Source organism: Comamonas endophytica, assembly GCF_023634805.2.
Classification (GTDB): domain Bacteria; phylum Pseudomonadota; class Gammaproteobacteria; order Burkholderiales; family Burkholderiaceae_C; genus Comamonas; species Comamonas endophytica.
The window spans coordinates 2,090,001-2,106,273 of sequence record NZ_CP106881.1 but is presented as its reverse complement, the minus strand read 5'-3'; the positions used below and the strand labels follow the sequence as shown (position 1 = coordinate 2,106,273).

At 64.6% G+C, this 16,273-nt stretch carries 14 protein-coding genes and 2 rRNA genes (1 of these 16 running past the window's edge); 4 read left to right on the top strand and 12 right to left on the bottom strand.

Going from position 1 to position 16,273, the window contains the following annotated elements; all coding sequences use genetic code 11:
* Window positions 1-33 precede the first annotated feature (33 nt).
* The 10 genes from M9799_RS09420 to M9799_RS09375 all read right to left on the bottom strand — a co-directional run bounded on the left by M9799_RS09420 (window position 34) and on the right by M9799_RS09375 (window position 9,688).
* Window positions 34-558 (bottom strand): PIN domain-containing protein, encoded by a 525-nt coding sequence (locus tag M9799_RS09420; RefSeq protein ID WP_231041429.1) that lies wholly within the window; start codon window positions 556-558, stop codon window positions 34-36.
* Window positions 555-1,832, bottom strand: a complete 1,278-nt coding sequence (locus M9799_RS09415; protein ID WP_231041428.1) for a THUMP domain-containing class I SAM-dependent RNA methyltransferase — start codon at window positions 1,830-1,832, stop codon at window positions 555-557. The genes M9799_RS09420 and M9799_RS09415 overlap by 4 nt, the downstream gene beginning before the upstream one ends.
* Before the next feature lie 70 nt (window positions 1,833-1,902).
* Window positions 1,903-3,474 carry an RNA polymerase factor sigma-54 gene (locus M9799_RS09410; protein WP_231041427.1) on the bottom strand — a complete coding sequence of 524 codons (1,572 nt, stop codon included), beginning with the start codon at window positions 3,472-3,474 and terminating at the stop codon, window positions 1,903-1,905.
* Window positions 3,475-3,517: 43 nt separating this feature from the next.
* Window positions 3,518-4,285: an LPS export ABC transporter ATP-binding protein gene (lptB, locus tag M9799_RS09405; RefSeq protein WP_377007832.1), complete on the bottom strand. Its 768-nt coding sequence runs from the start codon at window positions 4,283-4,285 to the stop codon at window positions 3,518-3,520.
* 11 nt (window positions 4,286-4,296) lie between these two features.
* Window positions 4,297-4,920: a lipopolysaccharide transport periplasmic protein LptA gene (gene lptA, locus M9799_RS09400; RefSeq protein WP_231041425.1), complete on the bottom strand. Its 624-nt coding sequence runs from the start codon at window positions 4,918-4,920 to the stop codon at window positions 4,297-4,299.
* Between the two features lie 171 nt (window positions 4,921-5,091).
* Entirely contained in the window at window positions 5,092-5,742 is a 651-nt protein-coding gene (locus M9799_RS09395) for a thiol:disulfide interchange protein DsbA/DsbL (RefSeq protein WP_231041424.1), read from the bottom strand.
* A 54-nt stretch (window positions 5,743-5,796) separates the two neighbouring features.
* Entirely contained in the window at window positions 5,797-6,468 is a 672-nt protein-coding gene (locus M9799_RS09390) for an SPOR domain-containing protein (protein ID WP_231041423.1), read from the bottom strand.
* 12 nt (window positions 6,469-6,480) lie between these two features.
* Window positions 6,481-8,178: an arginine--tRNA ligase gene (gene argS, locus M9799_RS09385; protein ID WP_231041422.1), complete on the bottom strand. Its 1,698-nt coding sequence runs from the start codon at window positions 8,176-8,178 to the stop codon at window positions 6,481-6,483.
* 131 nt (window positions 8,179-8,309) lie between these two features.
* Window positions 8,310-8,756, bottom strand: coding sequence for a DUF2214 family protein (locus tag M9799_RS09380; protein WP_231041421.1), 447 nt, complete (start codon window positions 8,754-8,756; stop codon window positions 8,310-8,312).
* Window positions 8,753-9,688 (bottom strand): LysR family transcriptional regulator, encoded by a 936-nt coding sequence (locus M9799_RS09375; protein WP_231041420.1) that lies wholly within the window; start codon window positions 9,686-9,688, stop codon window positions 8,753-8,755. Before M9799_RS09375 ends, M9799_RS09380 begins: the two co-directional genes overlap by 4 nt.
* 165 nt (window positions 9,689-9,853) lie before the next feature.
* Here M9799_RS09375 and M9799_RS09370 point away from each other — a divergent pair, with 165 nt between their 5' ends.
* The 4 genes from M9799_RS09370 to M9799_RS09355 all read left to right on the top strand — a co-directional run bounded on the left by M9799_RS09370 (window position 9,854) and on the right by M9799_RS09355 (window position 13,636).
* Window positions 9,854-12,049 (top strand): malate synthase G, encoded by a 2,196-nt coding sequence (locus tag M9799_RS09370; protein WP_231041419.1) that lies wholly within the window; start codon window positions 9,854-9,856, stop codon window positions 12,047-12,049.
* 129 nt (window positions 12,050-12,178) lie between these two features.
* A complete protein-coding gene (locus M9799_RS09365) occupies window positions 12,179-12,436 on the top strand; it encodes a cysteine-rich CWC family protein (RefSeq protein ID WP_318530277.1) in 258 nt (85 codons plus the stop codon).
* 26 nt (window positions 12,437-12,462) lie between these two features.
* Window positions 12,463-12,651, top strand: coding sequence for a 4-oxalocrotonate tautomerase (locus tag M9799_RS09360; RefSeq protein WP_231041417.1), 189 nt, complete (start codon window positions 12,463-12,465; stop codon window positions 12,649-12,651).
* A 199-nt stretch (window positions 12,652-12,850) separates the two neighbouring features.
* Window positions 12,851-13,636: a class II glutamine amidotransferase gene (locus tag M9799_RS09355; RefSeq protein WP_231041416.1), complete on the top strand. Its 786-nt coding sequence runs from the start codon at window positions 12,851-12,853 to the stop codon at window positions 13,634-13,636.
* A gap of 987 nt (window positions 13,637-14,623) precedes the next feature.
* On the opposite strand, the gene rrf is transcribed toward M9799_RS09355, so the two are convergent.
* Window positions 14,624-14,736 (bottom strand): 5S ribosomal RNA (rrf, locus tag M9799_RS09350).
* 128 nt (window positions 14,737-14,864) lie between these two features.
* Window positions 14,865-16,273, bottom strand: a 23S ribosomal RNA gene (locus M9799_RS09345) (it continues 1,467 nt past the right edge of the window).

Genomic DNA, 16,273 nt, shown 5'->3' with positions numbered 1-16,273 from the left:
CATGGGAGTATCCCGGCTTGCCACGCGCCGCACTCAAGCGGCAACAGCCTCGGCGGGTGCGCAGACAGGTGCAGTGTCAGCCTCGGGCGTCCAGAGCAGGATATTGCCCACCGTCGCCCCCAGCGGCGCCAGCCGCTTGCGCAGCGTCAGCACCGCCTTGTCCTTGCTCAGCAGCAGCGCCTGGTGCTGCGCCGCCAGGGCCAGGAAATGCTGGTCGTCCGGGTCCTTGCAGATCACGCGGATCGCCGGCGCCTCGGGCAGATACTCCACTGCGCTGTCGAAGGCCGCCAGCACGCTGTCCGTGCTCAGCCCGTAGAAGGCCACGCGCGGCGCGATCTGCGGATAGCCCAGCACGCGCTCGAGCTCCACGCGCTGCGCGGCATGGGCGATCCAGCGCAGCGCGCCCTCGGCCAGCAGCGCGCGCACCGGTGCGATGGCCGCGTCGTCGAAGACCAGCAGATCCAGCACCATGTTGGTGTCGAGCACCAGGGGACGCGGCCCGGGGCCCGGGTGGCCGGCCCCAGGATTGCAATGCGGCCAGCGCAGCACGATCTTCATGCGGGCTGGCTGCCTGCACCGCCGTCGGTGCTGCGCCGCGGCTTGACGGCACCCTTGATCATGTCGAAGCGGAACATGCGGCACTCGATGGGGCCGTTCCACAGCGGCACGCGGCGCGACTCCTTGAGGCGCATCTTGCCGGGCAGCTTCAGGTCGGGCGTGAGCATCCAGGCCTGCCAGCCGCTGTAGTTCTTCTTCCAGTGGGATGCCAACTGGCCGAAGAACTCGACGCCATCCTCGGTCTGCGCGGTCTCGCGCCCGGCCCGTTCGACCTGGCCCATGCGCTCGGCCGCGTTGCGCCCGGCCGAGCCGGCCGCGGCGATGCGCTCGCCATAGGGCGGGTTGAGCACCATCACGCCGGGCTGCTCGCTCGGCGGCATGCGCTGCAGCGCGTCGCCGCCGCGCAGGTTCACGGCGCTGGCCACGCCCGCGCGCTCGGCATTGCGTTCGGCAAAATCCACCATGCGGTGGGAGACATCGGAGCCGTAGATGCCGACCGGACTCTCGCAGATCGCCGCCTCGGCCTGGCGCAGGATCGCTTCCCAGACATGCGGCTGGAACGGCACCAGCTTCTCGAAGGCAAAGCGGCGCTGGATGCCCGGCGGAATGCGGCAGGCGATCTGCGCCGCCTCGATGACCACCGTGCCGCTGCCGCAGCAGGGGTCGTACAGCGGCTGCGGATTGTCGCCATGCGGGTCCCAGCCGGTCGCGGCAATCATTGCCGCGGCCAGCGTTTCCTTGAGCGGCGCATCGCCCTTGTCCTCGCGCCAGCCGCGCTTGAACAGCGCCTCGCCCGAGGTGTCGATGTAGATCGTCGCCTCGTCCGTGGTCAGGTGCAGGTGCACGCGCACGTCCGGGTAGCGCGTCTCGACATCGGGACGCACGCCGGTCTTGGCGCGGAAGCGGTCGGCAATCGCGTCCTTGACGCGCAGCGCCGCGAAATTCAGGCTGGTCAGCGGGCTGTGCTGCGAGGTGAACTCGATCTTGAAGCTCTCGCGCGGGCTGAACCAGATCTCCCAAGCCACCTCGCTGGCCGCGCGGTACAGGTCGTTCTCGTTGCGGTACATCGAGGTCGAAAGCTGCACCAGCACGCGCTGCGCCAGGCGGCTGTGCAGGTTCAGCAGCAGCGCGTCGCGCCACGAGGCGCGCAGCATCACGCCGCCGCGCCCGACCAGCAGGTCGTGCCCGGTCAGGCCCGTGATGCGGTGGGCCTCGTCGGCCAGATAGTCCTCCACGCCGGCGGCGCAGGGCAAAAACAGTTGCAGTTGGTTCATAGCAGGGCGCCAAGGATACGCGTTTGCCGTCAAATGCGCGCATTGGAGGGCATCTTGCCGGCCCCGCGCGCTATAGCGACTTGCGCAGATTGGCCGGCGCGATCTTCAGCACGTCGCGGTACTTGGCGACGGTGCGGCGCGCGCATTCGATGCCCTGCTCCTTGAGCATTTCGGCCAGCTGGCTGTCCGAGAGAGGCTTGAGCGGATTCTCGGCCGCGACGAACTGCTTGATCAGCGCGCGCACCGCCGTGCTCGAGGCATTGCCGCCGGTCTCCGTGCCCAGGCCCGAGCCGAAGAAATACTTGAGCTCGTAGGTGCCCATCGGCGTGGCCATGTACTTGGCCGTGGTCACGCGGCTGATGGTCGATTCATGCAGCCCCAGCTCGTCGGCGATGTCGCGCAGCACCAGCGGGCGCATCGCCAGCTCGCCATGGGTGAAGAAGTTCCTCTGCCGCTGCACGATGGCCTGCGACACGCGCAGGATGGTGTCGAAGCGCTGCTGGATGTTCTTGATGAACCAGCGCGCCTCCTGCAGCCGCTGCTGCAGCGCCGCGTGCCCCTCGCTGCCCTTGTGGCCGCGCAGCGCGTTGGCATAGATGTCATGCACGCGCAGCCGCGGCATCACCTCGGGATTGAGCTGCACGCTGAACTGCGGCTGGCCGTCGCCGCGGCTGCGCGCCATCTTGCGCACGATCACGTCGGGCACGACCAGGTTGCGCTCCACGTCGGCAAAGCGCCGCCCGGGCCGCGGCTCGAGCCGCGCGATCAGCGCCATGGCCGCGCGCACGCGCTCCTCGCTGGCCGCGCAGGCCTGCATCAGGCGGCGCACGTCGCGGCGCGCCAGCAGGTCCATGGGCTGCGCGCAGATGCGCAGCGCGGTCTGCACGGTGGCCTCGTCGGTCTGGTCGTCGTCCTGCGCCGCGAGGTGCTGCAGCTGCAGGGTCAGGCATTCGGCCAGGTTGCGCGCTCCCACGCCCACCGGCTCGAGCGACTGCAGCAGGCGCAGCGCCACCGTGAAGCGGTGCACCAGTTCCTCCTGCTCCTCCAGTGCATCCGCGCCGGCCAGTCCCGCGGCCAGTTCCTCGAGCGAATCCTCCAGATAGCCATGGTCATCGAGCGACTCGATGAGAAAGCGCAGCGCCGCGCGATCGACCTCGCCCAGCCTGAGCGACAGCGCCTGGCGGTGCAGGTGATCGGTCAGCGACTCGTGGCCGTGCGCCAGGTCCTGGGCCTCGGCGTCGTCCTCGCTGCTGCCATTGCGCGCGCGCGCCTCGCCGCCCCACTCGCTGTCATCGGGCGCGAGATCGCTGCTGCCGTCGCCTTCCCAATCGGGCGCGGCATCGGCCGGCGCAGTGACCTCGCCGGCGTCGGCATCGCCACTGCTGCCCGACATCTCTGCCGACGCATGCTGCGCATCCTCGGCATAGTCGTCGCGCTGCGCCGGCACGTCGGACTGCGCCAGGCCGAATTCCTCGCGCTCGGCTTCTTCCGTGGTGCGTTCGAGAAAGGGGTTGTCGTCGAGCATGTGCTCGACTTCCTGGCTCAGCTCCAGCGTCGAGAGCTGGAGCAGCCAGATCGATTGCTGCAACTGCGGCGTGAGGGCGAGGTGTTGCGATACCCGTAGCGACAGACCCGGCTTCAACGGCGTTCCCCTCCGAACCGGCACAGGCTGATGGACATGGCGCTCACATCCTGAAGTGCTCGCCGAGGTACACCCGGCGCACGTCGGCGTTCTCGACGATCTCGGCGGGCGTGCCCTGGGCCAGCACATGGCCGTCGCTGATGATGAAGGCGTGGTCGCAGATGCCCAGGGTCTCGCGCACGTTGTGGTCGGTGATCAGCACGCCGATGCCGCGTGCCTTGAGGAAGCCGATGATGCGCTGGATCTCGATGACGGCAATCGGGTCGATGCCGGCAAAGGGTTCGTCCAGCAGGATGAAGCGCGGCTGCGTGGCCAGCGCGCGCGCGATCTCGACGCGCCGGCGCTCGCCGCCCGACAGCGCCAGCGCGGGCGAGGCGCGCAGATGGTCCACGCGCAGTTCCTGCAGCAGCGCCAGCAGGCGGCGCTCGATCTCGTCGCGGGTCAGGGGCCGGCCCTGCTCGTCGCGCTGCAGCTCGAGCACGGCGCGCACGTTGTCCTCCACGCTGAGCTTGCGGAAGATCGATGCTTCCTGCGGCAGGTACGACAGCCCCAGGCGCGAGCGCTGGTGGATCGGCATGTTGCCGACCGCCTGGTCGTCGATGAAGATGTCGCCGGCATCGCAGCGCACCAGGCCGACGATCATGTAGAAGGAAGTGGTCTTGCCGGCGCCGTTGGGGCCGAGCAATCCCACGACCTCGCCCTTCTGCACCGCCAGCGAGACGTCCTTGACCACCTTGCGGCTGCCGTAGGACTTGGCCAGATGCTTGACTTCGAGGCGGCTGGATTCGGGCTGCGGGGAGGTTGCGTTCACGGAAGCGCCGCTCACTGGTTCGAGGGAAGGGTGGTGCTGGGCCGAAGGTTCGTGGCCGGCGCGGGCGCCGCGGCCGGCGGCAGCTCCTTGGGGGCAAGCACGGCGCGCACGCGCCCGCCGGATGCGGCGCCGGTGGCGCCACCCGGAGCACGGGCCTGGCCGTCCACGGTGAACACATCGGTCAGGTTGTTGTAGACGATGACCGCGCCGGTGATCTCGTCGGTCAGCGCCGTTCCGCGCAGGCGGCGCAGTTCGCCGCGGCGGATCAGCCGGACGTTGTCGGCCTTGCCGTCGTATTCGATGACCTCGGCCTCGCCCTCGACGAATTCATCGGGTTGCCCCGGCTGGGTATCGCGCTTTTGCCGGAAGAAGGCGCGCTTGCCCGCCTCGGCCTTCACCGTGCCGAACTGGTAGCCCTGGGCATCCTGGCGCACGTCCAACTGCGCGCCGCGCAGCACGATCGAGCCCTTGGTCATCACCACGTTGCCGGTGAAGACGCTGGTCTGCTGCAGTTCATCGTGGCGCAGCGCATCGGCCTCGATGTTCATGGGCTTGTTGCGATCGGCTCTTTCGGCCTGCACCGCGCCGCAGGCAAGGGCTGAAAGCAGGAGAAGGGGAAGTAGGCGTTTTTTCATGGAGGGCACGAATCTTGCGACCATTGTAGGGCGTGTGACCCATTAAATCCCAGGCACCGCCTGGAACCCCGTGCGTGGATGGCCCCGCCCGGCAAGTCCATGGCGCCAGCAGGCACAAAAAAGCCCGCGCAAGGCGGGCCCGTCATGCAGGGGCCGCGGCCCCGCGTGGCCTCAGCCCTTGCGGCTCAGGGCGATCAGATGGTCCGTCACGCGCAGCACGTTGGCCATGTTGCCAGCCATCGTGCCATCGGTGTAGTAGCGGCCGGCCACGCCGATCGAGGGCACGCCCTCGACGTTGTATTCCTGCTGCAGCTGGGTCGCCTTGCGCACCTGGTTGGAGACCGTGAAGGAGTTGTAGCTTTCCTTGAACTTGTTCACGTCCACGCCCTGCTTCCCGACCCATTCGAAGATGTCCTCGTCCTTGGCCAGGCGGTTGCGCTCGACGTGGATCGCACGGAACACCCTGGGGTGCACTTCATCGAGCTTGCCCATGGCCAGCAGCGCGTAGTAGAGCTTCTGCTGGGGGATGAAGCTGGCGTTGAAGCCCACGGGCACGCGCTGCACCACTACATCGGCGGGCGCCGCTGACTTCCAGGCCGCGAACGCGGGCTCGAAGGAATGGCAATGCGGGCAGCTGTACCAGAAGAACTCGAGCACCTCGACCTTGCCGGCGCCGGCCGTGGTGGCGACGGGCTTGCCCAGCTTGGCGTAATCCTTGCCTTCCTTGAACGCAGCCTGGGCCAGCGCGGGCGTGGCCACGAAAGAAAGAGCGGATGCGGAAGCTGCGGCAGCGGCAGCCAGGGAAAAATCACGGCGTTTCATGGAACAACACTCCTGGTTCGGTTCGTAAGTCAGAGGGGTGGCGCGCCAAAAAGTTCAGCGCTGCACGCGCACCAGCGCGGAATCCACGCCTGCGCCCTCGAGCCTGGTCTTGAGCTGCTCGGCATCGTCGCGCTTGCCGAAAGGACCCACGCGCACGCGGAACACCGTGCGGCCGTTCTGCTCGCGCTCGCTCACGCGCGACTCCCAGCCCAGCATCGCCAGCTTGGCGCGTTGCGCCTCGGCATCGGAGGGGCTGCGGAAGGCACCGGCCTGCACGAAGTAATTGAAGCTCTCGGCCGCGCTGGCCTCGGCCGACTTGGCTTTGACCAGATCACCCAGCGGATCGCTGGATTTGCCCGCTGTGCTGGTCTTGGGCTCGGGCTTGGGCGGCAACGTCACCGGTGCCACGGGTTGCGATGCCGCAGTCGTCGCCGGCGCTGCATCCGGCGCCGGCGCGGCCGCCACGCCATCCGCGGCAGGCGCTGCCACCTCGGGTGCCGCCGGCACTGTGATGCGCGCCGGGTTCTTGCCGTACAGGGGCGAGTTCGGATCCCAGTCCTTGTTCTTCCTGGCTTCGGCCGCGTCCTGGTCGGCGTTCTTGGCCTTGCTCAGGAAGGGCATCGGCACCTTGCTGACATAGACCGCCACGCCCAGGGCCGCGCCCAGGCCGAAGATGATGCCGAGAATGATGCCGAGAACGGTGCCGCCGCGTTGCTGTGTCTTCATGATGTGATCGGTTTACATGCGTTCTGGAGCGGACACGCCCAGCACCGCAAGGCCATTGTGCAATACCTGGCGGGTCGCGCTGATCAATGCCAGGCGTGCCAGCTTCACCGTTTCGTCGTCGACCAGGATGCGCTCCGCATCGTAGTAGCTGTGGTAGGCCGCGGCCAGGTCGCGCAGGTAGAAGGTCACGTCGTGCGGCGCATTGCCCTGCGCGGCGGCTGTGAGCATGTCCGGGTACTTGGCCAGCTGCAGCATCAGCGCCTGGGCCTGCGGGCCTTCCAGCGCCGACAGGTCCACGTCCTTGAGCGTGGCCGCATCGCCGCCCCAGGCCTTGAGCACCGAGCAGATGCGCGCATGCGCGTACTGCACGTAATAGACCGGGTTGTCGTTGTTCTGCGCCACCGCCAGGTCGACGTCGAAGGTGTACTCGGTGTCGGGCTTGCGGCTGAGCAGGAAGAAACGCACCGCATCCTTGCTGGTCCACTCGATCAGGTCGCGCAGCGTCACGTAGGAGCCCGCGCGCTTGCTGATCTTGACCTCCTCGCCGCCGCGCACCACGCGCACCATGGTGTGCAGCACGTAGTCGGGATAGCCCTGGGGGATGCCCACATCGGCGGCCTGCAGGCCGGCGCGCACCCGCGCGATCGTGCCGTGGTGGTCCGTGCCCTGGATGTTGATGACCTTGGTGAAGCCGCGCTCCCACTTGGCGATGTGGTAGGCCACATCGGGCACGAAGTAGGTGTAGCCGCCGTCGCGCTTGCGCATGACCCGGTCCTTGTCGTCTCCGTAGTCGGTCGACTTGAGCCACAGCGCGCCATCGAGCTCATAGGTATGGCCGTTGGCCATCAGGCGCTCGACCGTGCGGTCCACGCGGCCCGAGGTGTAGAGGCTGGACTCGAGGTAGTACTCGTCGAAGCGCAGGTTGAAGGCCTGCAGGTCCTTGTCCTGCTCGTTGCGCAGGTAAGCCACGGCGAACTGGCGGATGTTGTCCTGGTCCTCGACATCGCCGTTGGCGGTGAATTCGCGGTCGTCGGCCTTGACGGTCTTCTTTGCCAGGAAATCGTTGGCGATGTCCTGGATGTAGTCGCCGTTGTAGAACGCCTTGCTGGCCGGGTTCTCGGGATCGACGGGCCAGCACTCGTCGCCGGGCTTGAAGCCCTTGGCGCGCAGCTGCGTGCTGTTCGTCAGCGTCTGGATCTGCACGCCCGCGTCGTTGTAGTAGAACTCGCGGTGCACGTCCCATCCCTGGGTCGTGAACAGGTTGCACAGCGCATCGCCGAGCGCGGCCTGGCGGCCATGGCCCACATGCAGCGGGCCGGTGGGGTTCGCGGAAACGAACTCGACCAGCAGCTTTTCGGCGCGGCGCGGCTGGAAGCCAAAGGCCTCCTTGGCCGAGAGCACCTCGCGCACGACTTCCTGCTTGGCGGCGGGCTTGAGCCGCACGTTCAGGAAGCCGGGGCCGGCGATCTCCAGCGCCTCGACCCAGCGCGCGAAAGCGGGGGTGGCCATCAGCGCATCGCTGAGCGCCTGCGCCAGCTGCCGGGGATTTTGCTTGGCGGCCTTGGCCAGCTGCATGGCGGCGGTGCAGGCGAAATCGCCATGCGCGGCCACCTTGGGAGATTCGAAAGCGGCGCGCGCACCGGCGCCGGGCGACAATTTATCCAGCTCGGCGGCCAAAGCCGCGAGCAATTCCTGTTTGACGGAGAGCATCGAAGGATTTTACGTGCCCGCTTCGCTTTATGCCGCCAACGAAGATTCGACCGTGGCGCATGTACGTCAGCCGCCGTGCCCGTTCACCCTGAGCCTGTCGAAGGGAACCAGCGCCTGGTCCCTGGGCAGCCCTACATCCCCCGTGCCCAAAACACCGCCACCACCGCAATCACCGGCACCAGATGCGCCTGCAGCATGATCCAGCGCCGCGTGCTTGCCACCTCCTGCGCATCAGGCAGTGCCTGGCCTTCGGTCAGGTTACGCACCCAGCGGCGGAAGGCCAGCGAAGGCTTGATCGACAGCAGCCCCACCAGGACGAACAGTGTCATCTTGACGTGGAACAGCGGCTGCGAGACATACCACGCCATGCCCTTGGTGCCCCAGTAAAGCCGCGCCAGCCCGGTCAGCAGCAAGGCCACGGCGGCAAACAGGTAGATCACATCCAGGCGCGCGAGCCGCCGCACCACCGCGGCATTCATCCATTCGCTGCGGCACAGCGCCGCCTGGCTCGAAAGAAAGACCACCAGGGTCAGGATGGCCACCAGATGCAGGGCCGCGAGCAGTGCTTCGAGGGTCATGGGGATACTCCGTTCTTCCAGAATTCGGCTTGTTGGTAATGGTGCTTCAGATAGTCGATCCACAGACGCACGCGCAGCGGCATGTGCTTGCGCTGGGGAAAAACCACATAGATGCCGTTGGGCGGCGCCGCGAACTCCTCCAGCACGGCCACCAGCCGGCCGGCCGCGATCTCGGCCTCGACCTCCCAGGTACTGCGCCAGGCAATGCCCCAGCCGCCCAGGCACCAGTCATGCAGCACCTGGCCATCCGAGCAGTCGAGCGGTCCGCCCGACTTGAAATGCACCACATCGTGCGTGCTTTGGTCGGGTTGCGCAATGCGGAATGCCCAGCCCCGGGTCTGCGAGGCATCGCTCGACAGCGTGAGGCAGTCGTGCTGCGCGAGCTCGCTCGGGTGTTCGGGCACGCCCCGGCGCGCGAGATAGGCCGGCGTGGCCACGCACAGGCGGCGGTTGTCGGCAATGCGCACGCTGACCAGCGAGGAGTCGGGCAGGTCGCCCACACGCACCGCGCAGTCGAAGCCCTCGCCGGCCAAGTCCACCACGCGGTCGCTGAGGTTCAGCGAGATGCTGACCTCGGGGTGCAGGTCGCGAAAGCGCGGCACCAGCGGCGCCACATGGCGCCGGCCGAAGCCCGCGGGGGCAGTGATGCGCAGATGGCCCGTGGCCTTGACGCCACCTGCCGACACGCTGGCTTCGGCGTTGGCCACATCCGACAGCAGCCGCTGGCAGTCTTCGAGAAAAGCGCTGCCTTCATGGGTCAGCGAGATGCGCCGCGTCGTGCGCACCATCAGCTTGACGCCCAGATGCTCCTCGAGCGCGTCCAGCCGCCGCCCCATGATGGCTGGGGCCACGCCTTCGGCCTTGGCCGCGGCCGTGAGGCTGCCCTTGGTCGCCACCGACACGAATGACTCGAACGCCTTGAGTTTGTCCATGCTCTGATTATGGACAAAAAGCTGGACCTCGCCGCGCGCCGCCTCCGGCACTTTTGCATAAAAGTCACGAGTTCTGTACTTTCCAGGCGGTTTATAACTGCAAACAATTCAAATACAGTAGCTCATCTTCTGCCGACGCCTCTTTTTCCATTCCAAGGTTTATTCATGACCGATCGCACCACCGTCCATGGCCTGCAGGTAGCCAACGAACTACACCGATTCATCAACGACGAGGTGCTGCCCGGCACGGGCGTGGCGCCCGAGGCGTTCTGGCAGGGCTTCGACGCCCTGGTCAACGACCTGGCGCCGCGCAATGCCGCGCTGCTGGCCGAGCGCGACCGCCTGCAGGCCGCGCTCGACACTTGGCACAAGGCCCACCCCGGCCCGATCACCGACATGGCGGGCTATCGCGCCTTCCTCACCCGCATCGGCTACCTGGTCGATCCCCCGCAGAACGTGCAGGCCACGACCTCCGGTGTGGATGCCGAACTCGCCACCCAGGCCGGCGCGCAGCTGGTGGTTCCCATCCTGAACGCGCGCTACGCGCTCAACGCCGCCAACGCGCGCTGGGGCTCGCTGTATGACGCGCTCTACGGCACAGACGCCATCAGCGAGGCTGATGGCTGCGAGAAGGGCCAGGGCTACAACCCCAGGCGCGGCGCCAAGGTCATTGCCTTCGCGCGCGATGTGCTGGACCAGGCCGCCCCGCTGGCTACCGGCTCGCACCAGCAGGCGACGAAGTACGCCGTGGTGAACGGCCATCTGAGCGTCACGCTGTCGGCCGGCCTGAGCACCGGCCTGCAGGACGCCTCCAAATTCGTCGGCTACCAGGGCAGCCCCGATGCGCCCTCGTCGATTCTGCTGAAGAACCATGGCTCGCACCTCGACATCCGCATCGACCGCAGCACTGCCATTGGCCAGAGCGACGCCGCCGGCGTCAGCGACGTAGTGCTCGAAGCCGCGCTGTCGACGATTCTCGATCTCGAGGACTCGATTGCCGCCGTGGACGCCGAGGACAAGGTGCTGGGCTACCGCAACTGGCTGGGCATCCTCAACGGCACCCTCACCGACACCTTCCAGAAAGGCGGCAAGAGCGTCACGCGCGGGCTCAACCCCGACCGCGAATACACCGGCGCCGACGGCCAGCCGCTGAAACTGCACGGCCGCTCGCTGATGTTCGTGCGCAATGTCGGGCATCTGATGACCAACCCCGCGGTCCTTTGGGGCGCCGAGGGCAAGGAAATTCCCGAAGGCATCCTCGATGCCGTGGTGACCACGGCCATCGCCATCCACGACCTCAAGGGCCTGGGCAAGGCCGGCATCCGCAACAGCCGCGAAGGTTCGGTCTACATCGTCAAGCCCAAGATGCACGGCCCTGACGAAGCCGCCTTTGCCAATGAACTGTTCGGCCGCGTCGAACAGGTGCTGGGCCTGCCGGCCAACACCGTCAAGCTGGGCATCATGGACGAGGAGCGCCGCACCAGCGTCAACCTCAAGGCCTGCATTGCCGCCGCTGCCGCGCGCGTGGCCTTCATCAACACCGGCTTCCTGGACCGCACGGGCGACGAGATGCACACCGCCATGCACGCCGGACCGATGGTGCGCAAGGCCGAGATGAAGGCCAGCGCCTGGCTGCCCGCCTACGAGCGCAACAACGTGCTGGTCGGCCTGGGCCTGGGCCTGCGCGGCCGTGCCCAGATCGGCAAGGGCATGTGGGCCATGCCCGACCTGATGGCCGACATGCTGGAGCAGAAGATCGCCCATCCCAAGGCCGGCGCCAACACCGCCTGGGTGCCCTCGCCCACGGCCGCCACGCTGCATGCGCTGCATTACCAGCAGGTCGATGTCGCCGAGGTCCAGGCACAGCTGGAGAAAACCGACGCAGACGCCGAGCGCGACAATCTGCTGGAAGGTCTGCTGCAGGTGCCGGTGGTCATGGAAGCCCAATGGACCGATGCCGAAAGGCAGCAGGAGCTCGACAACAACGTGCAGGGCATCCTGGGCTATGTCGTGCGCTGGATCGACCAGGGCGTGGGGTGCTCCAAGGTGCCCGATATCCACGACGTCGGCCTGATGGAAGACCGCGCCACGCTGCGCATCTCCAGCCAGCACATCGCCAACTGGCTGCTGCATGGCGTGGTGAGCGAAGCCCAGGTGCGCGCCACCCTGGAGCGCATGGCCGCCGTGGTCGACCAGCAGAACGCCGGCGATCCGCTGTACCGTCCGATGGCGGGCAACTTCGACACTTCCTACGCCTACCGCGCCGCCTGCGACCTGATCTTCAAGGGCCTGGAGCAGCCTTCCGGCTACACCGAACCCCTGCTGCACGCCTGGCGTCAGAAGGTCAAGGCGGCGGTCTAATTCGTCTGTCCTGCCTGGGCAGCCCCGTCGAAGGATCGAAGGGCAGATGGCCTCTCATCCGTTCGCCCTGAACTTGTTCCAATCCGTTCGCCCTGAGCTTGTCGAAGGGTGGACGGCCCCCTTCAATAAATGGGCAAGGCTCTACACTTCGGCATGCCCCGTGTTGTAGTGCCCTCCTCTCCCGATCCCACCCGCTGCCCACTGTGCGGCCGCAGCAACCAGTGCGCGATCAGCGCAGATATGCCGCCCGAGGACTGCTGGTGCATGGACGCCACCATCGCGCCCGCAGTGCTGGCGTCGATCCCCAAAGAAGCGTTGGACCAGTCCTGTCTGTGCCCAGCCTGTGCCGCCCGTCAAGGCCCCGACCATCCGTGCGCGCCGATATGATTCCTGTTTTTTCACTTGGAGTTCTCATGCCCACCTACCACATTGAAATGCTCGAAGGCCGTACGGTTGAACAGAAGAAGAAGCTCGTCGCCGAGATCACCCGCGTCAGCGTCGAAGTGCTCGGTGGTTCACCCGAATCGGTCGATGTCCTCATCACCGATGTCAAGCGCGAAAACTGGTCCACTGGCGGCGTGCTCTGGTCGGAACGCAGTTGAACGGTGCCGCACCACAACGTCCTGGCGCAAGGCCGGGACGGGACTGCCGCCCCCGCGGCAGCTTGGGGACCGGCAAGGCCTCGGCGCACCGAGCGCACACTTTCACCCCGATTCACACGCTTTTGCGCACAGAACGCGCAGCTGGCGCTAGGCTATAGGCCCGTCCTGCGCTTTTCCCCTGTTTTCTCTCGACCCCACCATGTGCCAGCTTCTTGGAATGAATTGCAATACCCCGACCGACGTGCGCTTCAGCTTCAGCGGCTTTGCGCAGCGTGCGGGCAACACCGGCGATCACACCGATGGCTGGGGCATTGCATTTTTCGAAGACAAGGGCCTGCGCCACTTCGTGGACCATCAGCGCGCAGTCACCTCCCCCGTGGCCCAGCTGATCCGCGAATATCCGATCAAGAGCTGCAACGTCATTGCCCATATCCGCAAGGCCACGCAGGGCGTGACCAGCCTGCAGAACTGCCACCCCTTCGTACGCGAGCTCTGGGGCCGCAACTGGGTCTTCGCGCACAACGGCGACCTCAAGCAATACGCGCCCAAGCTGCACAGCCATTTCCGCCCCGTGGGCGACACCGACAGCGAGCGTGCCTTCTGCTGGATCATGCAGGAGTTGTGGAAATCGCACGCCGGCCTGCCCAGCATCGAGGAGTTGACTCACACGCTGCGCGAACTGGCCGCGCGCATCGCGCCGCACGGTACCTTCAACTTCCTGCTGTCCAACGGCGAAGCCCTGTGGGCGCATGCCACCACGGCGCTGTGCTACACCGAGCGCCGTTATCCATTCACGCATGCCCACCTCGCGGACGAGGACCTGAGCGTCGATTTCTCCGCGGAAACCACGCCCAACGACAAGGTCGCCATCATCGTCACGGCTCCCCTGACCAAAAACGAGGAATGGACGCCTTTCAACTCTGGCGAGCTGAAGGTATTTGTCAATGGCACCTGCCTGTCGCCTCCGTCTCCTGCCCTACGCTGAGACAACGGCGAAACAAAAAGAGAGCGCACAGCGCTCTCTTTTTGTTTCCGCCAACCAGACATGCATTGACAACGACATTGGAAATTTAATATAACTATCAAATTAAATAATCAATTTCATATATTTATGACGCGCTTTCCGACATCCATTTCTCGGCAGCAAAGTGCACCCGTGCCCACCCTGTGGAACTGCGCTTGCATGCACGGACCCAGCTTTTCTCGGCTTGCATAAGCATCGATAAGCGCCTGCACTACGAAAGCGCTGCATGCCAAGCCATAAGCGCTCGAGATGGCACCGCCTGCGCAAACCGGTGGTCGGGCTGCTGGTGGCGGCGGCACATGGCGCATTGTTGGTGGCCATTGCCGTCCATACACCCATCAGGCCAGATCAGGACTTAGCGCAACGACGCGAAGCCATGCAACTGATTGAAGTCACAGCGGTGCGCACGATACCCCCTCCCGCTGCACCGTCCCCAGTGAAAGTGACAGCCCAAAAAACCTCCGCCGTACCTGGCTTTGTTACCCGGCGGTCACGCGCTGCTACACCGCATCAAATGCAGCAGATGGCTTCCGCCACTGATCATGCGACCGCGACCAGCACAGCGGCGGATACTCCCACTGAGCATGCTCCCGAGGCCAACACAGCGGTAAACACCACCAACAGCGTACCGCCCCCGCTGAAACTTGACCCAGAGACGATGCGTAAAGCCGCTCAGCAAGTGAAGCCGTCCAATAAAGCCATTGATCTCATGCCCCCCAACAGGCCGTCAGGGGAGCATTCACGCAGCGGTACTGTGTTGGCCAAAGGTATTGCAGCCGCCCAGCATGGAGATTGCATGCACGGGGAATATTCTGGTAGTGGAGCAGGTCTTTTGAGCGCTCCGTTCCTGGCGGCAGCCTATGTGCGAGGGCATTGCGCAAGATAAAGCAGCCCAGAAAAACAAAACCCCCAGGCCTTTGGGGCGCTGGGGGTTTGCTTGCTGTAAGAGCCTGACAATGACCTACTTTCACACGGGAACCCGCACTATCATCGGCGCAAAGTCGTTTCACTGTCCTGTTCGGGATGGGAAGGAGTGGAGCCAACTTGCTATGGTCATCAGGCATAACTTTTTGCTTTCCTGATCGGTTTGTTGATCAGGTCGGCGAATTCATAGAGACTGAAATCAGATTTATTTTGACTGCGCCATCTTTGGCATAACTGTCTTCGATCCGCTGGGGATCAAAGTTATAGGGTCAAGCCTCACGAGCAATTAGTATTGGTTAGCTTAACGCATTGCTGCGCTTCCACACCCAACCTATCAACGTCCTGGTCTCGAACGACTCTTCAGGGGGGTCAAGCCCCCGGCAGATCTCATCTTGAAACGAGTTTCCCGCTTAGATGCTTTCAGCGGTTATCTCTTCCACACTTAGCTACTCGGCAATGCCACTGGCGTGACAACCGATACACCAGAGGTGTGTCCACTCCGGTCCTCTCGTACTAGGAGCAGGCTTCCTCAAATCTGCAGCGCCCACGGAAGATAGGGACCAAACTGTCTCACGACGTTTTAAACCCAGCTCACGTACCTCTTTAAATGGCGAACAGCCATACCCTTGGGACCGACTACAGCCCCAGGATGAGATGAGCCGACATCGAGGTGCCAAACACCGCCGTCGATATGAACTCTTGGGCGGTATCAGCCTGTTATCCCCAGAGTACCTTTTATCCGTTGAGCGATGGCCCTTCCATACAGAACCACCGGATCACTATGTCCTGCTTTCGCATCTGCTCGACTTGTCAGTCTCGCAGTTAAGCACGCTTATGCCATTGCACTATCGTCACGATGTCCGACCGTAACTAGCGTACCTTCGAACTCCTCCGTTACGCTTTGGGAGGAGACCGCCCCAGTCAAACTGCCTACCATGCACTGTCCCCGATCCCGGTAAGGGACCTAGGTTAGAACCTCAAACACACCAGGGTGGTATTTCAACGTTGGCTCCATGAGAACTAGCGTCCTCACTTCAAAGCCTCCCACCTATCCTACACAGATCTGTTCAAAGTCCAATACAAAGCTACAGTAAAGGTTCATGGGGTCTTTCCGTCTTTCCGCGGGGAGATTGCATCATCACAAACATTTCAACTTCGCTGAGTCTCTGGAGGAGACAGTGTGGCCATCGTTACGCCATTCGTGCAGGTCGGAACTTACCCGACAAGGAATTTCGCTACCTTAGGACCGTTATAGTTACGGCCGCCGTTTACTGGGACTTCAATCAAGAGCTTGCACCCCATCATTTAATCTTCCAGCACCGGGCAGGCGTCACACCCTATACGTCCACTTTCGTGTTTGCAGAGTGCTGTGTTTTTATTAAACAGTCGCAGCCACCGATTTTTTGCAACCGCTTTGGGCTCCCCTTGTGCAGGATCACCTACTTGCGGCATACCTTCTCCCGAAGTTACGGTATCAATTTGCCGAGTTCCTTCTCCAGAGTTCTCTCAAGCGCCTTAGAATACTCATCTCGCGCACCAGTGTCGGTTTGCGGTACGGTCGTGTGTAGCTGAAGCTTAGTGGCTTTTCCTGGAAGCTGGGTATCACTCACTTCGGCTGCAAGCAGCCTCGTTATCACCCCTCATCTAAGCCCGGCGGATTTGCCTACCGGACAC

Excerpts from the sequence above, each read along its gene's own strand:
- M9799_RS09380 (WP_231041421.1), bottom strand. The coding sequence starts at position 8,756 with ATGACCCTCGAAGCACTGCTCGCGGCCCTGCATCTGGTGGCCATCCTG.
- M9799_RS09375 (WP_231041420.1), bottom strand. The coding sequence starts at position 9,688 with ATGGACAAACTCAAGGCGTTCGAGTCATTCGTGTCGGTGGCGACCAAG.
- M9799_RS09390 (WP_231041423.1), bottom strand. The coding sequence starts at position 6,468 with ATGAAGACACAGCAACGCGGCGGCACCGTTCTCGGCATCATTCTCGGC.
- M9799_RS09415 (WP_231041428.1), bottom strand. The coding sequence starts at position 1,832 with ATGAACCAACTGCAACTGTTTTTGCCCTGCGCCGCCGGCGTGGAGGAC.
- argS (WP_231041422.1), bottom strand. The coding sequence starts at position 8,178 with ATGCTCTCCGTCAAACAGGAATTGCTCGCGGCTTTGGCCGCCGAGCTG.
- M9799_RS09420 (WP_231041429.1), bottom strand. The coding sequence starts at position 558 with ATGAAGATCGTGCTGCGCTGGCCGCATTGCAATCCTGGGGCCGGCCAC.
- M9799_RS09360 (WP_231041417.1), top strand. The coding sequence starts at position 12,463 with ATGCCCACCTACCACATTGAAATGCTCGAAGGCCGTACGGTTGAACAG.
- lptA (WP_231041425.1), bottom strand. The coding sequence starts at position 4,920 with ATGAAAAAACGCCTACTTCCCCTTCTCCTGCTTTCAGCCCTTGCCTGC.
- M9799_RS09365 (WP_318530277.1), top strand. The coding sequence starts at position 12,179 with ATGGGCAAGGCTCTACACTTCGGCATGCCCCGTGTTGTAGTGCCCTCC.
- M9799_RS09355 (WP_231041416.1), top strand. The coding sequence starts at position 12,851 with ATGTGCCAGCTTCTTGGAATGAATTGCAATACCCCGACCGACGTGCGC.
- M9799_RS09370 (WP_231041419.1), top strand. The coding sequence starts at position 9,854 with ATGACCGATCGCACCACCGTCCATGGCCTGCAGGTAGCCAACGAACTA.
- M9799_RS09395 (WP_231041424.1), bottom strand. The coding sequence starts at position 5,742 with ATGAAACGCCGTGATTTTTCCCTGGCTGCCGCTGCCGCAGCTTCCGCA.